Below are 23,033 nucleotides of genomic sequence, written 5' to 3' on the forward strand. Positions count from 1 at the left end.
CCAGGACATTGCTATTAGAACATCCTGATCAGCTGTGGGTTAGTGATATCACTTACATTACCATATGGTTGCCTGACGGCAGTTATGTGTTCTGCTACCTGTCTCTGGTGACAGACGCCTATACGAAGGAGATCATTGGGTATTGCGTAGGTGATACTCTGGGAAGCTGTTACACAGTGGAAGCTCTGGAAATGGCAGTCAGACGCATAGCTGCAAAGGAGATTAAGGGTTTGATCCATCACTCCGACCGAGGCGTACAATATGCCAGTGCGGATTATATTGCCATATTACGACATAACGGGATTCTTCCCAGCATGACAGAGGATGGCAATCCCAAGGACAATGCCATAGCTGAGCGTGTGAATGGCATTATAAAGAATGAATTGCTGCAAGGAATGCGCTTTAGTTCAATACAGGAAGTCAGAAAAGCTGTAGCAACAGCCGTTCACTTCTATAACAACGAAAGGCCTCATATGAGCTTGGATATGCTTACCCCGGTACAGGCAGGAGAAATGCAAGGACCTATCAGGAAAAGATGGATAAGCTACAGAGAAAAGTATCTGAATGTAGCACTTGCTTAAAAATAAATATGTACATTTGCTTATGAAAAGACCAAGAATGCCCTGCTAGCGGGATAGAAAGAGGAAAAAGGGTGAGTTCCTTTCTTTTTTCTTCTTTCAAAGAGAAGAGTCAACCGGTTAAAGGAATAAGAAAAAAATAAGTAAACCGGAGGCAGGAATAATAAATAATAAAGTAAACAGCTGCCAGGGTTAGTAATATTTCTAGTCAACACATAGCAGCTATTAGAGATAAACAAGTCAACCATTATTAGGGAAGTACACAAGTAATCCCAATCGACAGTAGTTTCAGATAGTTTCAAGCGTCTGAAACTACTGTTTCAAGGCTTGGAACTAATGGTTTCAATGCTTGAAACTAGAGTTCCAAGCGCTTGAAACTATCTGAAACAACCGTGATTTTGAATTGGAAATTGCAGTTTGTACGAGAAGAATCAGGATGGAATTGACAACATAGACACAAGACAGGTATGAGAGCAAACGTTTGCTCTCATACCTGCTACCACACTTGCTACCATACCTGAAACAACGATGAATAAAGGGATACAGGCAAATTGTTAGAGCATGAGAGCAAAAACGCATTCAAATTACGTGGGGAGATATGCAGAACCAATAAAAAGCAAATTAAAACGAAAGAAGGCTATTTATGGTAACTTTTTGCATAACATATTGGTTAACTTTGCACTCAATAATAAAAAACTTATGAACATCAATTCTGAAACAAAATATTGCCAGACTTGCGGAATACCTTTGGATATTGATTATACCAATCTGAAGGCAGACCAAAATGAGGAATATTGTGATTACTGTCTGAAAAATGGAGTTAAACTGTATGACTTCTCAATGGATTATCTTATCTACCTTTGGGGACTTTTTCCCGAAGAATACTATAAAGAAGTCGGCATACGCCATACTTCGTCGGAGTTGAGAGAAATTATGTCCAGACGGTTACCTGAAATTAAAAGATGGAAGCAAAAAATTAATACCGCTCACATACAATATGAATTGGTGATCAGAGTTCAAGAATATATCAATTGTCATTTATTTGATGACCTTGATTCTGAAAAGTTATCCCAAATTGTATGCATTTCCAAGTATCATTTCCGCCGACTTTTTAAAGCAGTTTGCGGTGATAGCCTTGGGAATTACATCCAACGATTAAGATTGGAGTACATTGCTTTTAAGTTAATATCCACCAATGTAAGTGTCTCCGAAATTCTTAGTCAAATCAATTATCAGAATAAACATACTCTTTCAAGGGCATTCAAAAACTATTTTAATTGCTCTATACCTGAATTTCGTAAAAGACATTCAAATGCCTGTTCTGAAGGCAAGAATCCAATACAGATTGAACCAAGTATTGAAAGAGTGCCTCATACACGGATTGCATATTTAAAATTAGAGAGAACACATCATGTCAGCCATAGTTTTTCTGTTTTATGGAAACAGGTGCTACAATTTTCTGAAAGCTATGGATTATTATCAAAAGGATGTAAATATGTAAGCCTGACTCTTGATTATCCTTTTATCACGCTTGAAGAACAAAGTCGTTTTATGGTTGGAGTAACATTACCACAATCATTTAAAATTCCGAAGGGGTTCGGTGTTTATGAAGTTCCTGCGGGTGAATATGCTATATTTCGTTTTAAAGGATTATATCATGAACTGAATAGGGTATATCGTTATATTTATCTTGATTGGCTACCTGCAAATGATTATAGCTTGCGAGAACCATTTACTTTTGAGACTTATATCAATACACCCGAAAAAACTCCGGTTTCGGAACTAATCACAGATATTTATATCCCTGTCAAAAAGAAAGAAATATGAATAAAGAAGTAGAGAATGAATTGAAAAAGTCAAGGGTAGGTTTTGTTCATTTCGTAGATATATCCAAGTTGACCAATAAGCAGAATAGAGGTTTGCCATGTGCTATATTAATAGGAATCGCAATAAATCCGAAGTTTGTAAAAGATGTATTTAATAATCCTGATTATAAACCTGTTCTTGAAGATGAGTATGTAAAAACTGAAAATAGAGTGGGAGAAGTAACAGACGAGTTAGCTGAATTTCTTGTCAGCAAAGGGTATAAAGCTCTTTCACAATCTGATGCGGGACTTTTGGCAGAAGGTGTGTTTAATTTTGAAACGAAGGAGTCGGTTTTACCTCACAAAACAGTAGCGCAACTTAGTGGATTAGGATGGATTGGGAAAAACAATCTGTTTATTACTCCTGAATATGGTGCAGCGCAATGTCTTGGTACTGTTTTAACTGATGCACCGTTAGAAACTGTACCGTATGCCCCTATTTCCCCGAAGTGTGGTAATTGTAACATTTGTAGGGATATATGCGAAAGAAAAGTATTGAAAGGGACCACCTGGAATACAGCAATCTCAAGAGATGATATAATTGATGTATATGGATGCAGTACCTGTTTGAAATGTCTTGTGCATTGTCCTTGGACGCAGAAATACGTAAACTTTAAAAGCAGGTTTTTACAGCCATAGAAGAACTAGCCTGACTATTTCATTTATAGATTAAAATAACAGGTATAGATTAAAATAACAGGCTGAAAAGAGGCTGACTAAAAAGTCGGTTCTATCTCTATTCTCCTCCTTCGGGAAGGAGGGGAATTGGAGATACTACTGACTTTTTAGTCAGGCCCGAACTATATTGCCTTATCTTGAACTGAAAGTAGATTTAAATAATAACTTTAGTGTGTCTTGAAAGATAAATAATCTACCGGAATCAGCCGGACCTCGCTATTTAATCCCGAAGGCATGGGAGCCCAGTGACCATAGTTGGCCGGACGATAATTCAGATCGACAATATTGATTTCTTTAAATTTGCGCCACTGCACTCCCTGCCTGTCCAGTTCGGCTATCCGGTTGGCAGGGAGGTTAGTGACTTCTATCTCGATGTGGTTTTTTCCTGATTTCAGCAGATGACCTACTCGTAGCTGATAAGGTACTGCCCATGCGCAGCCCGCTTCCTGACCGTTGATCCGGACACGGGCACTTTCGCGTACGTCTCCCAAGTCGAGTACCCAGTCATCGGCTTGCAGAGCGGGCAATTCGATATCCAATGAATAAACACCGCTGCCCATGTTAATCTTGGCTGCCGGATGGTCGATGCCTGTCCATGAGCAAGGGCGGTCGATATTGAACGTACCCTTTATCTCCGGTTCGCTTTCGGCGAAGTGTAGTTTCCAGCCATGATCCAGGCTGAGGCTGAACGGTTGTTCCTGAATATAGTTCCAGGGCCGGGCAGCTTGCAGCGGCTGTTGATAAGTCTGCAAAATCACCGATTCACCGGATTTCAGTTGGAGGTAGACTTGTGTCTGTTCTCCGGTTTGACGTACCTTTGCTTCTCCGCATTCTCCGGTCATGGGATTGAAGAGGGCAGCAGCTTCGGCTTTGGTTCCCAGTGTCACCCAATCATTCACTCCTTTATCTTGGAGAGAAGAGATAAAGTAATGGTGTCCGCTATCGTTCACCCTGCGGATGGCTTGCAGTCCGAACTTGGTTTTCATTTCTTCCTGAGGAATATTACAACTTGCTAAAGTACGCGCATAATCCGTACCTGTAATAATCTTGCCTTTGCCTACCGGAGTAACCGTTGTTTCGGAGAATGAAACGGAAGGTAACTTTTGCAGCGTCTGCTGATAAGTCTTGCGCTTCTGTTCCAGTTGACCGTATCCCGGTACGTCCGTCGGATAGTTTTCGAGGAATACGATAGTGGCTCCCTGTTGTGCCAGTTTCAGCAGATGAACCAGAACGTCATTCGGCATCAAATGGGCGGCGGGTACGACCAGCGCTTTGTAACCGGTTCCGCCGGAAGTGATGATCTGTCCGTCTTTGAAACGGGTGCTGCGGATAAAGTTGTCCGAGATATAGTCTCCGTCATATCCGCTGTTATTGATACGGTGGATGGCATCTATAAATTTCGGGGCGAGCTTGGCCATGTGATGAATGCTGAATAGCAGCAAACGTCCCGGTTGCTCATCCCACATATCATAGACAGGCAGATAAATAAGGAAATCATTATCCGGTTTACCCATTTGCAGGAAACTCTGGCAACGGGTGATATAATCGAAGAACGAAGGGGCATCGTGCCAGATGCTGTTCGTCGGGTTCATATTGATAGAGGCGTAAAACAACCATCCCGGCCATTCGGCTTCTTTCGGCGAATAAGGAGTGCCGTGAAAGAACATATGATTAATGCCGGAGACGAACATTAGATCCATATCCGGTTTGCATTGCGACAAAGAAGTGCGGAAATGCTCCGTCAGCCAGGTAAATGTTTCGGTAGAAGTATAAGGCTTCCCGGCGATATGTGCGGCAGAAGAGGCATATTTCAGCATCGACAAGTCCGAATCATTCTTTTTGGTTAATGAATCCTGACGTAATCCTTTGATATGAAATTGGGACAAACCGAATCCTTCACATTCAGGGATGTCTACGGCTGCGTAGACATCGATCAGGTTGGCAGGCGACCCGTGTGCCTGATTACGGGTGATGCTGCCATTCTTGTGTGCCCAGTCCGTCCATTGGCGGGTGAAGTTCTCCAGCAATAAGTCGGAGATCGTCTCCCGATAGTCGGATACGATGCGGCGGCTGACTTCCGGACGGCTTTCGTCCAGAAACTCCGGAAAATGTTCTTCCAACTTATATCCCCGTCTGCGGGCGAACTGATCCAGAAAGTCTTCTGTCCAGTCTGCCTGATAGACTTCGTAAGAGTCGTTGAAGAATGTATGCGGATAACTCGTCTTGCTGCTTTTGAAAGCACGGTCAAATCGGGAGAGATAGTTCTTGACGGCAGTCTTGGAAAGATGGTTCATTACGTAGCCTTCTCCTCCGGGGGCGGCGCGTTTCACTTTCTGACGTGTCTTGCTGTTATACAGCGCTATCACTTTCCATTTTCCGGCAGGGGCTTTCCATTCCAGTTTGTCTTTCCTGACGTGGGATGTAAGGTTGATACAGCGTCCGTTTTCGTCGTATGCCATTACACGGCTTAAGACAGAATAAGGTTGTTGCTTCTTGTCTGTCACATTGATATCTTGCACGATTTCCTGGCCTCCTTCTATATCATAAGTCTGGAAGATGGCTTTGCTTGCCGCGTCTTCGATGCTGACTTCCGGTCCTCCGAAGGGCCATCCCGTTCCGGTGTTCATATCGATCTCGATGCCGGTGCGTTTTCCTTCCGCCTGTGTGTGTTTGAGGACTTCCATCCAGCGGGGAGAAAGGAACTGAATATCGTTGGCGTCATTGCCCTGTACACCATAGATGGGAGTGATTTCTACGGCGCCCATGCCGGCACGCGCGTATTCTTCCAGATTGTAAGTCAGGTTCTTTTCATCGACAGCGCTTCCCAGCCACCACCATCTGGTGCCGGGACGGGCTTCTGCCGGAGCATCCGGCCACTGTTGCGCTTGTATGCTTCCGCCTGCTGCGAGCATACAGAGGAGTATCAGTTGTTTCTTGTTCATTATTCTTGGGGTGTATGATAGTATTCAATGTTTTCTGCGTCGTCGGTCACAAAGAGCGGACGTCCGTCCGGCTGTGCAAAGTGGAAGCGGACACCGTCGAAAGTTATGTTCTTTGCGTGACGGATATAAAATCCTTTGGCGGGAATCGTACCGAACATCCAGGGTTCGGGATATACTTTCTCCTGTTCGGGTGGAGTGCGCTTGCCATCTTCTTCGCTGTATCCACCTTTATAATATAGGTGAATATTGCGGAAAGTAACATCTTCGATAGATGCACCGGGGACACCGCTGATAATGGAAGAATACCGGCTGTCAGCGTTCCATACATTGATGTCGCTGATCAGAATACGCTTCATGGTGCCTATGGGTGTCCCTTCCGGACTGCGCATGCGCGCACCCAGGCGAAGGAAGATAGGAGCGTTGACAATATCCCTCATGGTGATATTGCTGATAACGATGTCTTCCAGATGACCGCCGTCTACGGTTTCGAGCGCCAGTCCCCGACAATGTTCGAAGATACAGTTGGTGAGGACGATGTTGCGGAAACCTCCGCTGCTTTCCGTGCCGAGCTTGATACGTCCGGTGCGGTATCCATGATCGGGTGCCTGTGGTTCGTCGAGTTGCCAGCTGCCGTCCAGTACGCTTCCCTTGTCGAAGCCGCTGACGTAGCAGTCGCTGATAGTAACGTTCTCCGTATCTTTGAAACGTCCCAGCGCATAAGAGGCTTTCAGAACAATGGCATCGTCCCATGGGGAGTTAACTGTACATTGGCTGATGCGTACGTTGCGGCAGCAGTCAATGTCGAATCCGTCACGGTTGGTATCTACTTTCAGATTGAGCAGGGTGAGGTGTTCCACACCGGTGGCTAGCAGGGCGAAGTGTCCGCAATGGAGCATGGAGAAGTCTTTCAACGTGACGTTCCGGCAATCCTTGAGGCTGATCGCTTTGTTGCCTACTCCCGGCAGGCGGCTTTCTTCGCGGGTCAGTCCTTTGCCGTAGATCAGTCCCGGACCGCTGATGGTGATGTTTTCCAGACCGATTCCCCAGATCAGGGAGTTCTCCCAGTGACTGTGACCGAAGTCCTGGTATTTATTATGCTCATTAGGTTCCGCCGAGTCGTATCCTTCGTCCTTTCCCGGAAAGGCGGCGATGATGCGTGCGCCTTGTTCCAGATAGAGATGGATGTTGCTTTTCAGCCGGATGGAATAACAGGCATATTCTCCGGCAGGCAGATATACGGTACCTCCGCCTTCTTGTGCGGCAGCTTCGATGGCACGGTTGATGGCGGGAGAATCAATCGTCTTTCCGTCTGCTTTTGCTCCGAAATCCCTGACGTTATAGATTGCCGCCTGCATATACAAGCAACCGGTCAGTAGGCTGAGTAGTAGATATATTCTTTTCATCTTTGTATGGATTTAAGCTAAATGATAATCAATAGTATCTCCATTCATTTTTTATTATGTTTAAGTTCATCAATCTTTGCAAAAAGATCCGGCAACATAAAATAATTATAATCTGCTCGTGCATTTTGCTCGTAGAAACAGAAATAAAGTTTACTGTTTGCTGCGAGCGGGCAGCGCCCTGCGAGGACGGGACGGTCTGTTCGTTTCCCCGATTCATAAAGCAAGAGGGGAGTCTTGTCCTGACGGCCGTTACTCAAACGGATATCGTCGGTGGGAGTGACTGCCTGCAAGGTGCGGAGTTTCATACTTTCACCATAATAACAGGTGAAAGCTTGTCCTTCTACACTGAACACGTTTATATCCATGTCCGGCTGACAGTCTCCGAAGCTCCAGAATAAGTTGTCGGCCTGCTGCAAGGAGGTGACCGCTACTTCGAGAATAAAGCCGCGGGTATCCGGCAGGGCTTTCCACCGGAAAGCGATTCCTTTCACTTTTTCCTGAGGAGCCAGCCAGTGACTGTCGGTTCCTTTCGATATACCCAGACGGAAAGTTCCGGCGGGAGGAGTCAGTTGCTGCGCCTGTACGTTAATGAGGCAGATTGCCAGCAGTACGACGGTCAGTAGTTGTTTTAACATAGTCGAAGTGGATATTACTTTGTTCATTTTCCTTTAGTACAATAGCATCTTTGTCTTTGACGTCCAATGTTATTTCCGATAGATTAAAGTTTCTCGTATAGCAGATTTTCCCCGGTTTATTGGTCTGCGCTTCGATGCCGTAAAGATAGAAGTTTTCCAGACGCAATGTATCATTCCAACCCGAAGCGGAAATAAATTCATCTACATTTTCCGCTTTTACCTGTGAGAGGTATATGTCACGGAATCGCGGATACCCTTTTTCGGGTGGTTCTACCGGAGTCAGCATCACTTTCCAGTGCTCCGGAATCTCCTTGCCCTCATATTCTTTGGGCAAAGTGCTGTAGCTGTAGCTCGGATTCCAGTTTAAATCCGCCGCCAATACCTGACGGACATTTTCTGCGCTGACACGGGTCATGTAGATATTCTCAATAGTTCCCCCACGGTTCATGGCACTTTTCAGTCGCAGCACGGTATATGTGCCGACAGCTTTAAGGTCATAGCCTAATACATTGCGGATGCTGCCGGAAGTTTCGCTGCCGCAGGTGATCAGTCCCGCTCCTTTGCGGGCTGTGCAGTTGCGCACTACCACATTCTCTGTCGGACGGTTCACACGCAGTCCGTCCGCGTCCCGTCCCGATTTGATACAAATATTGTCGTCGTTGCAGTCTACGTCACAGTTCTCGATCAGTATGTTGCAGGAGGAGTCGATGTCAATGCCGTCCGTGCTTGGGCCGTGGCCGCCGATGTTATTGTTGATAGTCAGTCCGTCTATGGTACAATAGTCGGAATAGAGAATCTGACATCCCCAGAATCCTGTGCGCATCAGGGTGAAACCGCTCAGTGTGATGTCCGAACTGCGTTCGACGAGGATTCCCCGTACACGTTTGCAGTCATAATCCACTATCCAGCGTAACCCTCTGGCTTCGTATTCTTTCCTCATTTCCCAGTATTTATCCCAGAAGACTTTTCCACGGCAGTCCAGTGTACCTTCTCCGCTGATGGCAGCGTTCTTCTCGTCGACAATGTTGATCACTGCTGCCGGCCATGTCATCTCTATCCCTGCTATGCGCGAACGGAATTCGGGATAATGGTGGATGTCGGGGCTGGCAAGCAGAGTCACCCCTTTGCCAATCTGCAGGTTTACGCCGCTTTTGACAAACAAGGCTCCTGTCTGGTAATACCCCGGTTGCAGGACAACCGTTCCTCCGCCGGAGACAGCGCAACTGTCGATTGCTTTCTGAATAGCCTCTGTGCTGAGTACGGTACTGTCTGCTACTGCGCCAAAGGAATTGGCGGATATAATCATCTTGTCTCCGGGAAGTTGGCGGCTGCCTACGCTGTCTGCCCACGATAAATCCGGTTGCTGAGGTACCTGCCCCCATTCGAAGCTGTTGCCGGCTTGTTTGGCAGGAGTGCACGCTATCATCAACGAGCCTGCCAGAAGTAGGGGAAGGAGGTTTTTAATTCTCATATAGTCTTTTAGTATAGGATTCTTTTAATTTCCATCCGGTTTCTCTATTTCCGTGAACGGTGAATCGTTCCAGTGGAAAGTATTCACATCGTCCGGATGTGCGGGATTGTATGCCGGGTCTATTTTCAGATGCTTCGCCAGTTCGGGAACGGCTTTCTTCATCCCTTCGATGACGCATTGGGCGATCTGATAGGCACCGTAAGGATTAAAGTGCGTATTGTCTGCAAAATTCCTGGTCTGTCCCGGATACGTTCCTGCCGGATAGTGGACGAAAGCACGTTTGGAAGTGTCCGGTCCCAGCGCCTCGTACAGGGTACGTGTCATTTCATTGAGATCGATCAGGGGAACATTCTCTTTGGCTGCCAGCCAGCGCATCGCTTCCGGATAGTCTTCGTGTGTGTCGCGGATATGTCCGTTGGCGTCGAAACTACGACGTTGGGTAGGAGTGACAAGCACCGGATGCGCTCCGCGTGCACGCGCTTCGTCAATGAATGTTTTCAGACTGGTCATGAAGGAGTAGTAAGCTCCTTTGCCCGGCCCTTTCTGCTTTTGGTCGTTGTGACCGAACTCCATAAAGAGGTAATCTCCTTTTTTGATCTGGCTTAAAGCCTTCGCCAGGCGTTTGGCTCCGATAAAGGTATTTGCCGATTCGCCGGATTCGGCATAATTGGCGATACAGACATCGGTGCCGAAGAAGTGAGGAATCATTTGTCCCCAGCTGGCCCAAGGCTCGTTGTCCTGATCGACTACCGTACTGTTGCCGCACAGGAATACGGTAATTACAGACGGGTCGGCAGGCTCGATACTGATGCTCTGACATACGGGAGCGTCACCGTTGAATTCCAGTGTCAGTTTGTCGTCCCAGTTCAGTTTCGTCTTTTCACGGGGTTTGATGCGTACCGATTCTTTGTCGGATATGCGTGGATTCCGTTTGTTGATGATAAATGTCTCCTCTGTGAACTGCCCTTTTCTGGTGGGCAGATTATCGATAAAGAGACGGCGTGATTCGCCTCGTACGGTAGTTACACCTGCCTGCTTCTTGCTTCCGAGGCGTACGGTTACTTTGTAGTTACCGTCCGGCACACGGACAGAAAAGAAGAAAGGTGCTTTGCTCCCTTTTTCGGGAGTGGGTGCAAGGTCATATCCGTAACCTGTTTCCTCGCTGTAGCGGGGGGCGTCTGCCAGTTGGAATGTGCGGGCTTGTTCCTGAGCGCTGATAGCTGTTGCTGTCAGCAGCAGAAGTCCGAGAAATGTTGTTTTCATATCAGTCATCAATTAGTTTAATTTATTTTCGGTTTTAGTTCGTCGGGTGAATCTTTGGTATAGGATTTCACGTCTCCCGCCACTTTGGTGAATAGTTCCTGAATCAGTTCCGGAGCGATATTCGCTGTCGGGCGGAAAGCATCGGAGTTCATATAGTCAAGGATGGCTTTATGCATCTGCCGGGCAACTACCCGTTTTTCCGGTTTCGAAGTGATGTCCATGCTGGTCATTATCAATTTGCCGTTCAGTACGTTGGCTTCGAACAACATTCCGATTTTCCGGTTGATAAACCAGGTGTCTATGCTCTGGATGGTCGGTTGGAATTCGGTCGGGAATCCGGTAAACTGCATGACCTGTGCTTTGTTCAGCAGTTCCCACCATTGCAGGTTGCTGTGATATTCGGTCGGGAATTCACGGAAAAGCGGATGATATTCGTTGAGGAAGATACCTGTGGTATGAGGCGGACGCATCTTGAACCAGGAAGTATTCCAGAAGACAGGAGTGAAGTATTGTTTCACTTCCTTGCCATACTGGATTTTTCCGGCTGCCGTGATCAATACGTTTCCTCCTTCTTGCAGGATGGAGATTGCTTTTGCGTCTAGTGTATCGGTGGTATATACGTCGCCCTGAGTCAGTTCTACCTGTGCGGGATATACCCAGAAGTCCCAGTCATTGACGGCATCGCTGCCTTCGATACGAATTTCCATATTCAGTTTCTGCGGTTTAGTGATTCCGCTTAGCTTCATGTCTACACTTCCCAGCGTACAAAGATTTCCGACTGGTATATTCTGAGTGCCTACAGTGCCGTGAGCGTATACTTTGCCATATTCATCCTTGATGCTGTATACCGTTTTGGCTTCCTGCAGAGGGGCTGCTCCGAAATGGGAAACTTCGATGTCGGCATGGAAAGCCTCGTCGTTGGTATATACGAATTTAGGAATACGTGCCAGCGGAACGGTCGGGCTGCAGAAACGTCTGAACTCATCTGCGTTGATATAGCCTTTTTCTTCAAAGAAGACATCCAGAAGACCTACTAATGCAGTTCCCTGACCGGAATAGTCGTTCAGTGCCAGCAATTGGAATCCTGCATAGTCGGGTGTACGCAATGTTTTCTCGATTTCGTGTTTGTAGCAGATTGCCTGAAGTTTGCCCGAAGCCATCATAAAGTCGTGCCCCATACTGCCCATGTGATTATCATTCAGGATATCACGGAAGATTTCAAAGTTCTTGGCCTTGTTCACTCCGGTGTATTTACGTATCTCGCTGAAATTCGGGAATGCACACCATTGTCCTGTCTCATGAGAAACGTACGGTTGCTTCACGGAATCGATCTTGGCGCGGTAGTCGGACATACTTTCCGGTTGCGAGCCTGCCCAGCTAAGACCCCGTGCACCGGCTTTCACATGATATTGATTGTGGGGCTGCCATTGCCAGCTGCCTCCTACGGAAGCTCCTGTATATACATGGCGGGGGTCGGTCGCTTTCCAGTAATCAACGAATTTGCTTACCCAAGGTACCCAACGGCCCGAAGGTTCATTGCCGCAGGCCAGCATGCAGTAAGAGGCGTAATTGCCGTATTCTTTGGTCAGAGCGATGGTTTCGTCCATCAGATATTTGTCAATCGGCTGCCCGTTGCCCAGTCTCGGACCGTGATTAGGCCAGCTGGGACCTTCGGGTTGCAGATAAAAACCAACGAGATCGGCAGCGATGAAGGCTGCTTCCGGTGGACAGAAAGAGTGGAAACGCATATGGTTTAATCCGTAGTTGCGGCAGATGCGGAATACCCGTTCCCAGGAAGCTACGTCCATCGGCGCATAACCTGTAAGCGGGAAATCGCAGTTTTCCACTGTACCGCGGAGCATTGTCTTGCGTCCGTTGACGTAGAACCATTTGCCTTCTATCTTGAAATCACGCATACCGAACTGTACCTGTTTCTTTTCGGACTGCTTGCCGCTGTTCAGCGTGGCTGTCAGTTTGTAGAGTGCCGGATTGAACTCATCCCATGTCAGGAAGTCTTTTCCCATCGGTAGTTCCATTTCTACCCGGTTATCTCCTGCCTGAATACGGAAGGTCTGTTGAACAGGGAGGACGTTTTGGCGGGTATCCGTATTAAAGCTTTCGGCAGAAAGTGTTATTTCTCCTTTGGCAGAAGAAGAGGATTTTACATTCATGCGTACCAGCGCTTTCCCGTGACTCAGATCAGGATATACCTGTATATCGTCGAAATAGACTTTGGGAGTCGTCTGCAGTTCGATTTTACCTACGATTCCGTTCCAGTTGCCCTGTGTCTGGTCGGTGATGCTATGTGAATCCGGACCGACATTGATCTCTTTAATCCGGTTGTCAACCCGGATAGTGAGCCGGCACGGCTTGCCGGGAGTGACGGCCGAGGTCAGGTCGTATACATGAGGAACGCAAAGGCTGTTTTGCATACCGATTTCTTTCGTGTTTACCCATACGGTTGTTTCAATATGTGGGCGTTCCAGAAAGAGGAGAATTCTTTCCCCTTTCCAGGCGGATGGAATTGTCACTTTCTTTTGATACCAGGCGACACCTACATAGTGCTTGTCGGGAGTCAGGAAGAAAGGTAATTTGACTTGCCCTTCTATCCGGTATTTCTCCATGTAAGGATTGAAATAGTAAGAACTGTCATATAAACTTCCTGTCCATTGGGTACGTGCGGTAACATTGTCCCCTTTTAGCTTTTCGGGCATGGAACCGGGTAAATTGATGGATTCGTCGAGCGATTTATTGAACCATTGTTCTTTCATCCCCGCATCTTCCCGATCTATCTGGAAATTCCATTTTCCGGATAGGCTGAAAGAGTGGTTTTGCCCTGTTACAGTCAGTACAGAGGCGAATACAATGGCAATACTTACTAAAAGTTGTTTCATGATATGTAGAATTGATATGTTTTCCACTACGTTTAAAAATCTGCTGCTAAAGTAGAGCTTTTGAGTAATCTATAAAATAGAAAGATGTACAGATACATAGAATATTGTATCAAAAACGGCTTTTATGGCGGTTGGTGTACGAAACTACATGAATATGATAATATCTCCATCATCATTCATTTCTGAAATTCTGGGGGATACCATATCTTTGCGAAGTAAACTTTTTAATCTTAAAGTGAACCATGAAAAAAGTATTTGCCTGGATGGCTTTAACTCTTTGGTCGGTAATGACAATCTTTGCAGGTGAGACTGCTTATCTCTTTTCTTATTTTATCAATGACAGCAAGGACGGTCTGCATCTTGCCTACAGTTATGATGGGCTGAACTGGACTCCTTTGAACGGCGGACGCTCTTTTTTGACTCCGTCTGTCGGTAAAGATAAATTGATGCGTGATCCCAGTATATGCCAAGCTCCCGACGGAACATTTCACATGGTCTGGACTTCCAGTTGGACGGACCGGATCATCGGATATGCTTCTTCCCGTGATTTGATTCATTGGAGTGAGCAACAGGCTATTCCCGTGATGATGCACGAGCCGGAAGCTCATAATTGTTGGGCGCCGGAACTCTTTTATGACGAACCTTCGGAAACATATTACATTTTTTGGGCGACCACCATCCCCGGACGCCACAAGGAAGTGCCTACCAGCGAAAGCGAAAAAGGGCTGAACCATCGTATGTACTATGTTACAACGAAGGATTTTCGTACTTTCTCAAAGACGAAGATGTTTTTCAATCCCGATTTCAGTGTGATCGACGCGGCTATCGTGAAAGATCCGACACAGGGAGATCTGATCATGGTCGTCAAGAACGAGAACTCCAATCCTCCGGAGAAAAACCTGCGTGTGACACGCACGAAGAATATTGCCAAAGGTTTTCCGACAAAGGTATCCGCCCCGATTACCGGAAAATATTGGGCGGAAGGACCGGCACCTCTTTTTGTGGGTGATGCGCTTTATGTGTATTTTGATAAGTATCGTGATCATCGTTACGGAGCTGTCCGTTCGCTGGATCATGGTGAAACGTGGGAAGATGTATCCGATCAGGTTTCGTTTCCGAAGGGAATCCGCCACGGGACTGCCTTTGCGGTAGATGCTTCCGTCGTAGAGTCTCTGATAGATGACCGGAAGCATCAATCTGTAAAAGCACAAACTTCTTCCTGGTTCAACGATAAGGACTTGACATTGACAGGAGTTTATTATTATCCCGAACACTGGGATGAAAGTCAGTGGGAACGTGATTTCAAGAAGATGCATGAACTGGGATTTGAGTTTACTCACTTTGCGGAGTTTGCATGGGCGCAGCTGGAGCCGGAAGAAGGACGATACGATTTTGCCTGGCTGGATAAAGCAGTAGCTCTTGCTGCCAAATATGATCTGAAAGTCATTATGTGTACTTCGACTGCCACGCCCCCGGTGTGGATGAGCCGGAAGTATCCCGAAATCCTGTTGAAGAATGAAGATGGTACGGTTCTCGATCACGGTGCCCGCCAGCATGCCTCATTTGCTTCGCCGCTCTATCGGGAATTATCGTATAAGATGATCGAGAAACTGGCACAGCATTATGGCAATGATTCCCGTATTGTCGGATGGCAACTCGACAATGAACCTGCCGTACAGTTCGACTATAATCCGAAAGCGGAACAGGCTTTCCGTGATTATCTCCGTGCAAAATACAATCACAACATTCAGTTGCTGAACGACGCGTGGGGAACCGCTTTCTGGAGTGAGGCTTATTCGTCTTTTGATGAAATCACTCTTCCTAAGCGTGTCCAGATGTTTATGAATCATCATCAGATTCTGGATTATCGTCGTTTTGCCGCTGCGCAGACCAATGATTTTCTGAATGAACAATGTCTGCTGATCAGAAAATATGCAAAGAACCAGTGGATTACTACCAACTATATCCCCAACTATGATGAAGGACATATCGGCGGTAGTCCTGCACTCGATTTCCAGAGTTATACACGCTATATGGTGTATGGCGATAACGAAGGTATCGGACGCCGTGGATATCGGGTAGGAAATCCGTTGCGTATTGCATGGGCGAATGACTTCTTCCGTCCTATACAGGGTACGTATGGCGTGATGGAGTTGCAACCGGGACAAGTGAATTGGGGGAGCATTAATCCGCAACCGCTTCCGGGAGCTGTCCGTCTGTGGATGTGGAGTGTATTTGCCGGTGGAAGCGATTTTATCTGTACGTATCGCTATCGCCAGCCGCTGTACGGCACAGAGCAGTATCATTATGGGATAGTAGGAACGGACGGCGTAACCGTCACTCCCGGCGGAAGGGAATATGAAACCTTTATAAAAGAGATAAGAGAACTCCGGAAACATTATGCTCCGCGCGAAACGAAGCCTGCCGACTATCTGGCACGTCGTACCGCTATCCTTTTCAACCACGAGAATTCCTGGAGCATCGAGCGGCAGAAACAGAACCGTACATGGGATACTTTTGCACATATAGAGAAGTATTACCGGACTTTGAAGTCATTTGGTGCTCCCGTTGATTTTGTCTCCGAACAGAAGGAGTTGACGGAGTATCCTGTGGTGATAGCTCCTGCTTACCAACTGGCTGATAAGGAATTAGTAAATAAATGGATTGCCTATGTGAAAAATGGTGGTAATCTTGTGTTGACCTGCCGTACAGCACAGAAAGACCGTTATGGCCGTTTGCCGGAAGCTCCTTTCGGTTCTATGATCACACCTCTGACGGGAAATGAAATGAACTTTTATGATCTGCTGTTACCGGAAGATCCGGGTACTGTTGTCATGAATGGAAAGCAATATGAGTGGAATACATGGGGAGAAATACTGATTCCCGCATCTGATTCGCAGGTTTGGGCGACGTATGCCAATGAATTCTATGAAGGTGGTCCTGCTGTCACGTTCCGAAAACTGGGTAAAGGCACTGTTACATATGTCGGAGTTGACAGCCACAATGGTGCGTTGGAAAAGGATATCTTGAAGAAATTATATGCACAGCTACAGATTCCTGTGATGGATTTGCCTTATGGAATAACGGTGGAATACCGGAACGGGCTGGGGATTGTGCTGAATTATTCAGATCGTTCTTATACATTCGACATACCGGAGGGAAGTAAGGTGCTGGTAGGAACTGAAGAGATCCCAACCGCAGGAGTACTGGTGTTTTCAATGTAAGGTATTGATTAATAATAGATAAGTGTAAAAAGATAAATAGGTGATGAAACAAATTGTAGGATTAGTATTGATTTTGTGTTGTACACAAATAGTGGCTCAGGAGGTTTTTCCTGATGGCAAGGCAATCCCTGAATGGTTCAGGGAAAACAAGGAAGTGAATGTGAATGCTTTAGGAAAGAAATATAGCATAACCGATTATGGAGTAGCGAACGACAGTACGGTGGTGCAGACAAAGAAGATACAGGGAGTAATTGATCTGGCTGCCCGGAATGGGGGTGGAGTTATAGTTATTCCCAAAGGTACTTTCTTAAGCGGATCACTTTTCTTTAAAAACAATACTCATTTACATCTGGAAGAAGATGCAGTATTAAAGGGAAGCGATGATATTAGTCATTTTCCGGTGAAAATGACCCGTATGGAGGGACAGACTTTAAAGTACTTCATGGCTTTGGTAAATGCAGACGGACTGGATGGATTTACAATTTCCGGAAAGGGAACATTGAATGGAAACGGGCTTCGGTACTGGAAGTCATTTTGGTTACGGCGTTCTATAAATCCGGATTGCACCAATATGGAAGAAATGCGTCCTCGCATTATTTATTTGTCCAACTGTAAGAATGCTCAGATTGAGGGAATCAGAATTATGAATTCTCCTTTCTGGAGCACTCATTTCTATAAATGCAGTTTTTTGAAGTTGTTGAATCTTCGTATTACTTCGCCTGCCAGTCCCGTAAAAGCTCCCAGTACGGATGCTGTGGACCTTGATGTTTGTAATAATGTGCTGATAAAGAATTGTTATATGTCTGTCAATGATGATGCGGTGGCGCTGAAAGGTGGAAAAGGACCTTGGGCAGATAAAGATGCCAATAATGGAGAAAACTATGATATTATTATTGAAGACTGTACCTACGGATTCTGTCATAGCGCCTTTACTTGTGGTAGTGAATCTATCCTTAGTCGGAATGTGATTGTCCGCCGTTGTAAGGTAGATAGAGCACGTGCTCTTCTAACTCTAAAGATGCGCCCGGATACACCGCAAAAATATGAGTATATTCTGGTAGAGGATATAACAGGGAATGTACAGAATTGTCTGAATATAGCTCCTTGGACGCAGTTTTACGATTTGAAAGATCGTAAAGATACTCCCCTTTCTTATTCTAATAACATTACGATGCGCAATATAGACATTGATTGTAATGTATTCTTTAATGTTAAGAAGTCTGATCAATATAAATTGTCAGATTTCTGTTTTGAGAATCTCACAGTGCGGGCTAAGAAAGGAAAAGTGGATCAGAGTATAATCGATTCATTTACGATGCATAATGTAAAGATAAACCAATAAAACGACAGAACGATGAAGACATTTTCACTCTTTATCTTTAGTTTATTAATCAGTATTGGCTATTTGTCGGGAGCAGACTGGAATGTGCAAATTGCCAGATATAAACAGGATAAGGCTTGTGCTATCAGTTATACTTTTGATGATGGCCTGGCAGAACATTATACACTTCTTGTTCCCCAACTGGAAAAGAGAGGTTTCCGGGGAACATTCTGGATATGTGGTTCCAATATAAATAAGGATAACGAGAACATTACCGACACTACACGAATGACCTGGCCTCAACTTAGGGAAATGTCTGATAATGGTCATGAGATTTCCAATCACGGTTGGGCGCATAAAAACTTTGCACGTTTTCCTATCGAAGAGATAAAAGAGGATATTTTTAAGAATGATAGTGCTATATTTGCCAATACAGGTGTAATGCCCCGTACTTTCTGCTATCCCAATAATAATAAAAAAGCGGAAGGACGGAGAATTGCCGTACAGAATCGTGTAGGGACAAGAACTCACCAGCGTTCGATTGGGAGTAAATCGACTCTGCAGGATTTGGAGAAATGGGTGAATACCTTGATTGAAACCAATGACTGGGGAGTAGGAATGACACACGGTTTAACCTATGGCTATGATGCTTTCCGCAATCCTCAACGTTTGTGGGATCATCTGGATCAAGTAAAAGCGAGAGAGAATGAAATATGGGTAGGAACCTTTCGTGAAGTGGCTTCTTATATCAAGGAAAGGGAGGAAACTAGACTGGAAGTTGTGAATAAAAAGAATACCTTGTTGATTACTCCGGAACTTAAATTGGATCAGGAACTGTTCGTTGAACCGTTGACAATGGTGATTACCGGTAAGGAAATAAAGAAAGTGACTGTGAAACAAGGAAAAAGAAAATTGCCGGTACAGATCACTGACGATAAAGTTCTTTTCGATTTCGACCCGTATGGCGGTATGATTAAGGTGACACTGAAAATTCAAAAATAAAATTGATTGGACAAATTTTAATATGAGATGATAATGAAACAGAACTTTTTAAAATGGATGGTATGTATGTGTTTCGGGCTATTGTCTGTTGCTACGGTAATGGCGGGCGGTAATTATAAAACTGTCAAAGTAAAAGCTCCTTTTCCGATGCAACCGATTAAAGTCTTTATTTATCCGGACCGGGATTTTAAGATTACGGATTTTGGTGCTGTGCCGGGTGGAGAAGTTGATAATACCAAAGCGATCGCTGCTGCTATTGACGCATGTAATAAAGCGGGCGGTGGACGTGTGGTTGTTCCGGCAGGCATTTGGCTGACGGGACCCGTACACTTTAAAAGTAATGTAAACCTCTGTTTAGAAGAAGATGCCGTATTGAGTTTTACAGATAATCCGGAAGACTATCTACCGGCGGTAATGACCTCATGGGAGGGATTGGAGTGCTATAATTACTCACCGCTACTGTATGCATTTGAATGTGAAAATGTGGCAATCAGCGGTAAAGGTACATTACAGCCGAAGATGGGAACATGGAAAGTATGGTTTAAACGTCCTGCACCCCATCTGCAAGCTTTGAAGGAATTGTATACCAAAGCTTCGACCAATGTACCTGTTATAGAACGCCAGATGGCTACCGGTGAAAATCATTTGCGTCCGCATCTGATACATTTCAATCGCTGTAAGAATGTGATGCTGGATGGATTTAAAATACGTGAGAGTCCGTTTTGGACCATTCACCTCTATATGTGTGACGGAGGTATCGTCCGTAATTTGGATGTGCGGGCACATGGACACAATAATGATGGTATTGACTTTGAAATGAGTCGTAACTTTCTGGTCGAAGACTGTTCTTTTGACCAGGGAGATGATGCTGTTGTAATCAAAGCCGGTCGTAATCAGGACGCATGGCGGTTGAATACACCTTGCGAGAATATAGTTATCCGTAACTGCCGGATATTGAAAGGACATACCTTACTGGGCATCGGCAGTGAGATCTCCGGTGGTATACGGAATATCTATATGCATGACTGTACAGCACCCAATTCTGTGATGCGTCTTTTCTTTGTGAAGACAAATCATCGCAGGGGAGGATTTATTGAGAATATCTATATGAAAAATGTAGCATCCGGAACAGCCCAGCGGGTACTTGAAATAGATACGGAGGTGCTTTATCAGTGGAAGGACTTAGTCCCGACTTATGAAAAGCGAATCACTCGTATCGATGGCATCTATATGGATAAAGTAACTTGCGAATCGGCAGACGCTGTATATGAACTGAAGGGAAATGCTGAACTTCCTGTGAAGAATGTGCGGATAAAGGATGTAAAGGTCGGTTCGGTTAAGAAGTTTGTGAAGAAAGTAAGTAATGTTGAAAATGTGGTAGAAAAGAATGTAACTTATCAAATGGAGGATAATAAAGACTAAGCAAAAAAGTTCATATATGAACTTTAATTTGTTTTTGAGTTCATCCCTGTTTTTTTACATGTAAACTGTACATAATTCCAGTTGAAAATGTGGATGATTCTGTACTTTTGACCATCGCTGAACTACTAATCTGAAATAAAAAGGATACTTTTCGAAGTGTCGGCATTGTGCACTTTTTATGGAAGCTTGGTGAAAGATCAGCGATGTGTTTTTTGTGAACTTACAGATCATTATATGTTTAACTAAATTCTTTTAAAATGAAAAATGCCTTGTTTTTTCTGGCAGCAATTTTGTTGCTTACAGTTTCTTGTACTGACAATCAAATCCAGTTGAATGGTGATGAACCTGAACCGACTCCTCCGGCAGAGCGGGTCGAGCCTCCTTTGAAACGTGCATTGTGGGCTTCGATTAACGGAAGAAAAGATGCTTCTTACTATCCCGAATACAATAATAAGATATTAGTGAGCTGGCGTATGTTTCCCACCGATGATTCTTCTACAGGCTTTGACCTTTATCGGAAGAGCGGTAATGAAGAAGAGGTGAAACTTAATGAAGAACCGATTACTTTGTCGACAAACTTCCAGGATATAACTGCCGACCGTAATAAGGATAATACGTATCGGTTATGTTTTGCCGGTTCTGATGAAACGTTGGATACTTATACCATAACGGCAGCACAGGCATCGGCCGGACTGCCCTATATTTCCATACCGCTGGCCGGTACCACAGGCATCAGTTCAGAGTATTATTATGATGCCAATGATGCCAGTGTCGGTGACCTGGACGGAGATGGGGTTTATGAGATTGTACTGAAAAGGCTTTTGAGAAGCAGTTCCTCGACAGAGGACGAAGAGGATGAGTCAGGAGCCGTACAGATGGGACCTTGGCATACTACCCTGCTGGAAGCATATAAATTAGATGGTTCGTTCTTATGGCGTGTAGCTTTGGGGCCGAATGTCCCGGTGGGTAATCTGACCTCTTTTGCTGTCTATGATTTTGATGGTGACGGAAAATGTGAAATTGCGGTTCGTACCGCAGAAGGTACTGTCTTTGGAGATGGAACAGAAATAAAAGATACGGATGGGGATGGTAAAGTCGATTATCGTGTCGAAGGCTCGGCTCATATTCATGGCGGACCGGAATTTCTGTCGGTATTGGATGGTATGACAGGAAGAGAGTTGGCTCGTACTGATTATATCGCGTTAGGTAAAAGCGAAGACTGGGGAGATAACTATTACAAACGTTCTGCCAGTTATCGTGTAGGAGTAGGATGTTTTTCGGGTACTACCCCCTCTATTCTGATTTGTCGTGGAGTATATGGAAAGATGGTATTGGAAGCCTGGGATTTTCAGGGCCAAGAGTTAAAGAAGAGATGGCGATTCGATACTTCGGACGGTGTGCACGGTGATTATGCCGGACAAGGAAATCATAGTTTAAGTGTGGGAGATGTAGACGATGACGGATGTGACGAAGTTGTATATGGAGGTTGTTGTATAGACCATAATGGTAAAGGCTTGTGGAACTCCAGGCATGGACATGGAGATGCCTTGCATTTGGGGAAGTTTGACCCGTCAAGAAAAGGACTGCAAATCTGGTCTTGCTTTGAGGCTTGTCCTTTTAAAGTAGGTGCTGCTTTGAGAGATGCGAGAACGGGAGAGACAATCTGGGATTTTCCGTATAGTGGAGATATGGGACGTTGCCTGGTAGCCGATATTGATCCAGATAGTCCGGGCTGCGAGATGTGGTGGTATAAAGGCAATGCACATTCCTGTACGGGAGCTGATCTCGGATATGGAGCCGGTTCCAGCAGTATGTCTTACAATATGGCAGTATGGTTCTCCAATTCATTGAATCGTCAATTATTAGACAGGAGTAAGATTGATGCGCCCAAAGAAAAACGTGTATTTACTATTTATAGATATGAAGTGACTACTATCAATAGTAGTAAAAGTAATCCCTGTTTCTATGCGGACATCTGGGGAGACTGGCGTGAGGAAATTATTCAGGTAACAAGTGATCAGACTGAACTGCGCCTGTTTACGACTTGGTATCCGACGGATTATAAATTTCCTTATCTGATGAGTGATCATGTCTATGAAATGAGTGCCCTCAATCAAAACATAGGATATAATCAACCTACGCAGTTGGGTTATTATTTAGGGTCTGACTTGTATAAAAAGTAACTGATCATATTCAAACAAAAGTCTCAGGTAGTTTGTCGCTACTTGAGACTTTTTTTGTTTTACGGGTGATAAACGATAAATAATCTATGTAAATGTACAAACTTCTATGTACTGATATTGAAACTGGGCTTATCTTTGTGCTACCATGAAAC

14 protein-coding genes and 1 pseudogene are annotated in these 23,033 nt (G+C 45.1%); 9 read left to right on the forward strand and 6 right to left on the reverse strand.

Annotated features, from left to right (window positions below; genetic code table 11):
- From KTR07_RS14310 to KTR07_RS14320, 3 genes are all read left to right on the forward strand, one after another.
- Positions 1–581 (forward strand): IS3 family transposase (locus KTR07_RS14310; RefSeq protein WP_217315448.1); only part of this gene is annotated, 581 nt, incomplete at its 5' end.
- Between the two features lie 696 nt (positions 582–1,277).
- Positions 1,278–2,405, forward strand: coding sequence for a GyrI-like domain-containing protein (locus tag KTR07_RS14315; RefSeq protein ID WP_011109128.1), 1,128 nt, complete (start codon positions 1,278–1,280; stop codon positions 2,403–2,405).
- Positions 2,402–3,082 carry an epoxyqueuosine reductase gene (locus KTR07_RS14320; RefSeq protein ID WP_008764359.1) on the forward strand — a complete coding sequence of 227 codons (681 nt, stop codon included), beginning with the start codon at positions 2,402–2,404 and terminating at the stop codon, positions 3,080–3,082. The genes KTR07_RS14315 and KTR07_RS14320 overlap by 4 nt, the downstream gene beginning before the upstream one ends.
- A 206-nt stretch (positions 3,083–3,288) precedes the next feature.
- On the opposite strand, the gene KTR07_RS14325 is transcribed toward KTR07_RS14320, so the two are convergent.
- The 6 genes from KTR07_RS14325 to KTR07_RS14350 are packed head-to-tail and all read right to left on the reverse strand — an operon-like array spanning position 3,289 to position 13,729.
- On the reverse strand, positions 3,289–6,063 hold the full coding sequence (locus KTR07_RS14325) for a glycosyl hydrolase (RefSeq protein ID WP_008764360.1): 2,775 nt from the start codon (positions 6,061–6,063) through the stop codon (positions 3,289–3,291).
- Complete coding sequence (locus KTR07_RS14330; protein WP_048698228.1) at positions 6,063–7,466, reverse strand: glycoside hydrolase family 28 protein; 1,404 nt, start codon at positions 7,464–7,466, stop codon at positions 6,063–6,065. The genes KTR07_RS14325 and KTR07_RS14330 overlap by 1 nt, the downstream gene beginning before the upstream one ends.
- Before the next feature lie 44 nt (positions 7,467–7,510).
- Entirely contained in the window at positions 7,511–8,101 is a 591-nt protein-coding gene (locus KTR07_RS14335; RefSeq protein ID WP_048698226.1) for a DUF4450 domain-containing protein, read from the reverse strand.
- Positions 8,052–9,572: a glycoside hydrolase family 28 protein gene (locus tag KTR07_RS14340; protein ID WP_016268561.1), complete on the reverse strand. Its 1,521-nt coding sequence runs from the start codon at positions 9,570–9,572 to the stop codon at positions 8,052–8,054. Before KTR07_RS14340 ends, KTR07_RS14335 begins: the two co-directional genes overlap by 50 nt.
- Positions 9,573–9,596: 24 nt before the next feature.
- On the reverse strand, positions 9,597–10,835 hold the full coding sequence (locus KTR07_RS14345; protein WP_054959505.1) for a rhamnogalacturonan acetylesterase: 1,239 nt from the start codon (positions 10,833–10,835) through the stop codon (positions 9,597–9,599).
- A gap of 17 nt (positions 10,836–10,852) precedes the next feature.
- Entirely contained in the window at positions 10,853–13,729 is a 2,877-nt protein-coding gene (locus tag KTR07_RS14350) for a sugar-binding domain-containing protein (protein WP_117860448.1), read from the reverse strand.
- Positions 13,730–14,016: 287 nt separating this feature from the next.
- On the opposite strand from KTR07_RS14350, the pseudogene KTR07_RS28760 reads away from it, so the two are divergent.
- The 6 genes and pseudogenes from KTR07_RS28760 to KTR07_RS14375 all read left to right on the forward strand — a co-directional run.
- Positions 14,017–14,244, forward strand: a pseudogene (locus KTR07_RS28760) (glycosyl hydrolase); the annotation flags it as partial.
- Between the two features lie 342 nt (positions 14,245–14,586).
- Positions 14,587–16,953 carry a beta-galactosidase gene (locus KTR07_RS14355; protein ID WP_306668123.1) on the forward strand — a complete coding sequence of 789 codons (2,367 nt, stop codon included), beginning with the start codon at positions 14,587–14,589 and terminating at the stop codon, positions 16,951–16,953.
- 43 nt (positions 16,954–16,996) lie between these two features.
- Positions 16,997–18,295, forward strand: a complete 1,299-nt coding sequence (locus KTR07_RS14360; RefSeq protein WP_117981119.1) for a glycoside hydrolase family 28 protein — start codon at positions 16,997–16,999, stop codon at positions 18,293–18,295.
- A gap of 12 nt (positions 18,296–18,307) precedes the next feature.
- Positions 18,308–19,276, forward strand: a complete 969-nt coding sequence (locus KTR07_RS14365; protein ID WP_113748762.1) for a polysaccharide deacetylase family protein — start codon at positions 18,308–18,310, stop codon at positions 19,274–19,276.
- 33 nt (positions 19,277–19,309) lie between these two features.
- Entirely contained in the window at positions 19,310–20,698 is a 1,389-nt protein-coding gene (locus KTR07_RS14370; protein WP_016268554.1) for a glycoside hydrolase family 28 protein, read from the forward strand.
- A gap of 257 nt (positions 20,699–20,955) precedes the next feature.
- Positions 20,956–22,881 (forward strand): hypothetical protein, encoded by a 1,926-nt coding sequence (locus KTR07_RS14375; RefSeq protein ID WP_008764372.1) that lies wholly within the window; start codon positions 20,956–20,958, stop codon positions 22,879–22,881.
- The last annotated feature ends 152 nt before the right edge of the window (positions 22,882–23,033 follow it).

Origin of the sequence: Bacteroides sp. MSK.20.82, from assembly GCF_019052485.1 — a bacterium.
GTDB lineage: Bacteria > Bacteroidota > Bacteroidia > Bacteroidales > Bacteroidaceae > Bacteroides > Bacteroides thetaiotaomicron.

Bases quoted from the DNA above. Each gene is read 5' to 3' on its own strand.
- KTR07_RS14365 (WP_113748762.1), top strand. From the start codon at position 18,308: ATGAAGACATTTTCACTCTTTATCTTTAGTTTATTAATCAGTATTGGC.
- KTR07_RS14330 (WP_048698228.1), bottom strand. From the start codon at position 7,466: ATGAAAAGAATATATCTACTACTCAGCCTACTGACCGGTTGCTTGTAT.
- KTR07_RS14340 (WP_016268561.1), bottom strand. From the start codon at position 9,572: ATGAGAATTAAAAACCTCCTTCCCCTACTTCTGGCAGGCTCGTTGATG.
- KTR07_RS14325 (WP_008764360.1), bottom strand. From the start codon at position 6,063: ATGAACAAGAAACAACTGATACTCCTCTGTATGCTCGCAGCAGGCGGA.
- KTR07_RS14345 (WP_054959505.1), bottom strand. From the start codon at position 10,835: ATGAAAACAACATTTCTCGGACTTCTGCTGCTGACAGCAACAGCTATC.
- KTR07_RS14350 (WP_117860448.1), bottom strand. From the start codon at position 13,729: ATGAAACAACTTTTAGTAAGTATTGCCATTGTATTCGCCTCTGTACTG.
- KTR07_RS14370 (WP_016268554.1), top strand. From the start codon at position 19,310: ATGAAACAGAACTTTTTAAAATGGATGGTATGTATGTGTTTCGGGCTA.
- KTR07_RS14355 (WP_306668123.1), top strand. From the start codon at position 14,587: ATGGTCGTCAAGAACGAGAACTCCAATCCTCCGGAGAAAAACCTGCGT.
- KTR07_RS14375 (WP_008764372.1), top strand. From the start codon at position 20,956: ATGAAAAATGCCTTGTTTTTTCTGGCAGCAATTTTGTTGCTTACAGTT.
- KTR07_RS14315 (WP_011109128.1), top strand. From the start codon at position 1,278: ATGAACATCAATTCTGAAACAAAATATTGCCAGACTTGCGGAATACCT.
- KTR07_RS14360 (WP_117981119.1), top strand. From the start codon at position 16,997: ATGAAACAAATTGTAGGATTAGTATTGATTTTGTGTTGTACACAAATA.
- KTR07_RS14335 (WP_048698226.1), bottom strand. From the start codon at position 8,101: ATGTTAAAACAACTACTGACCGTCGTACTGCTGGCAATCTGCCTCATT.
- KTR07_RS14320 (WP_008764359.1), top strand. From the start codon at position 2,402: ATGAATAAAGAAGTAGAGAATGAATTGAAAAAGTCAAGGGTAGGTTTT.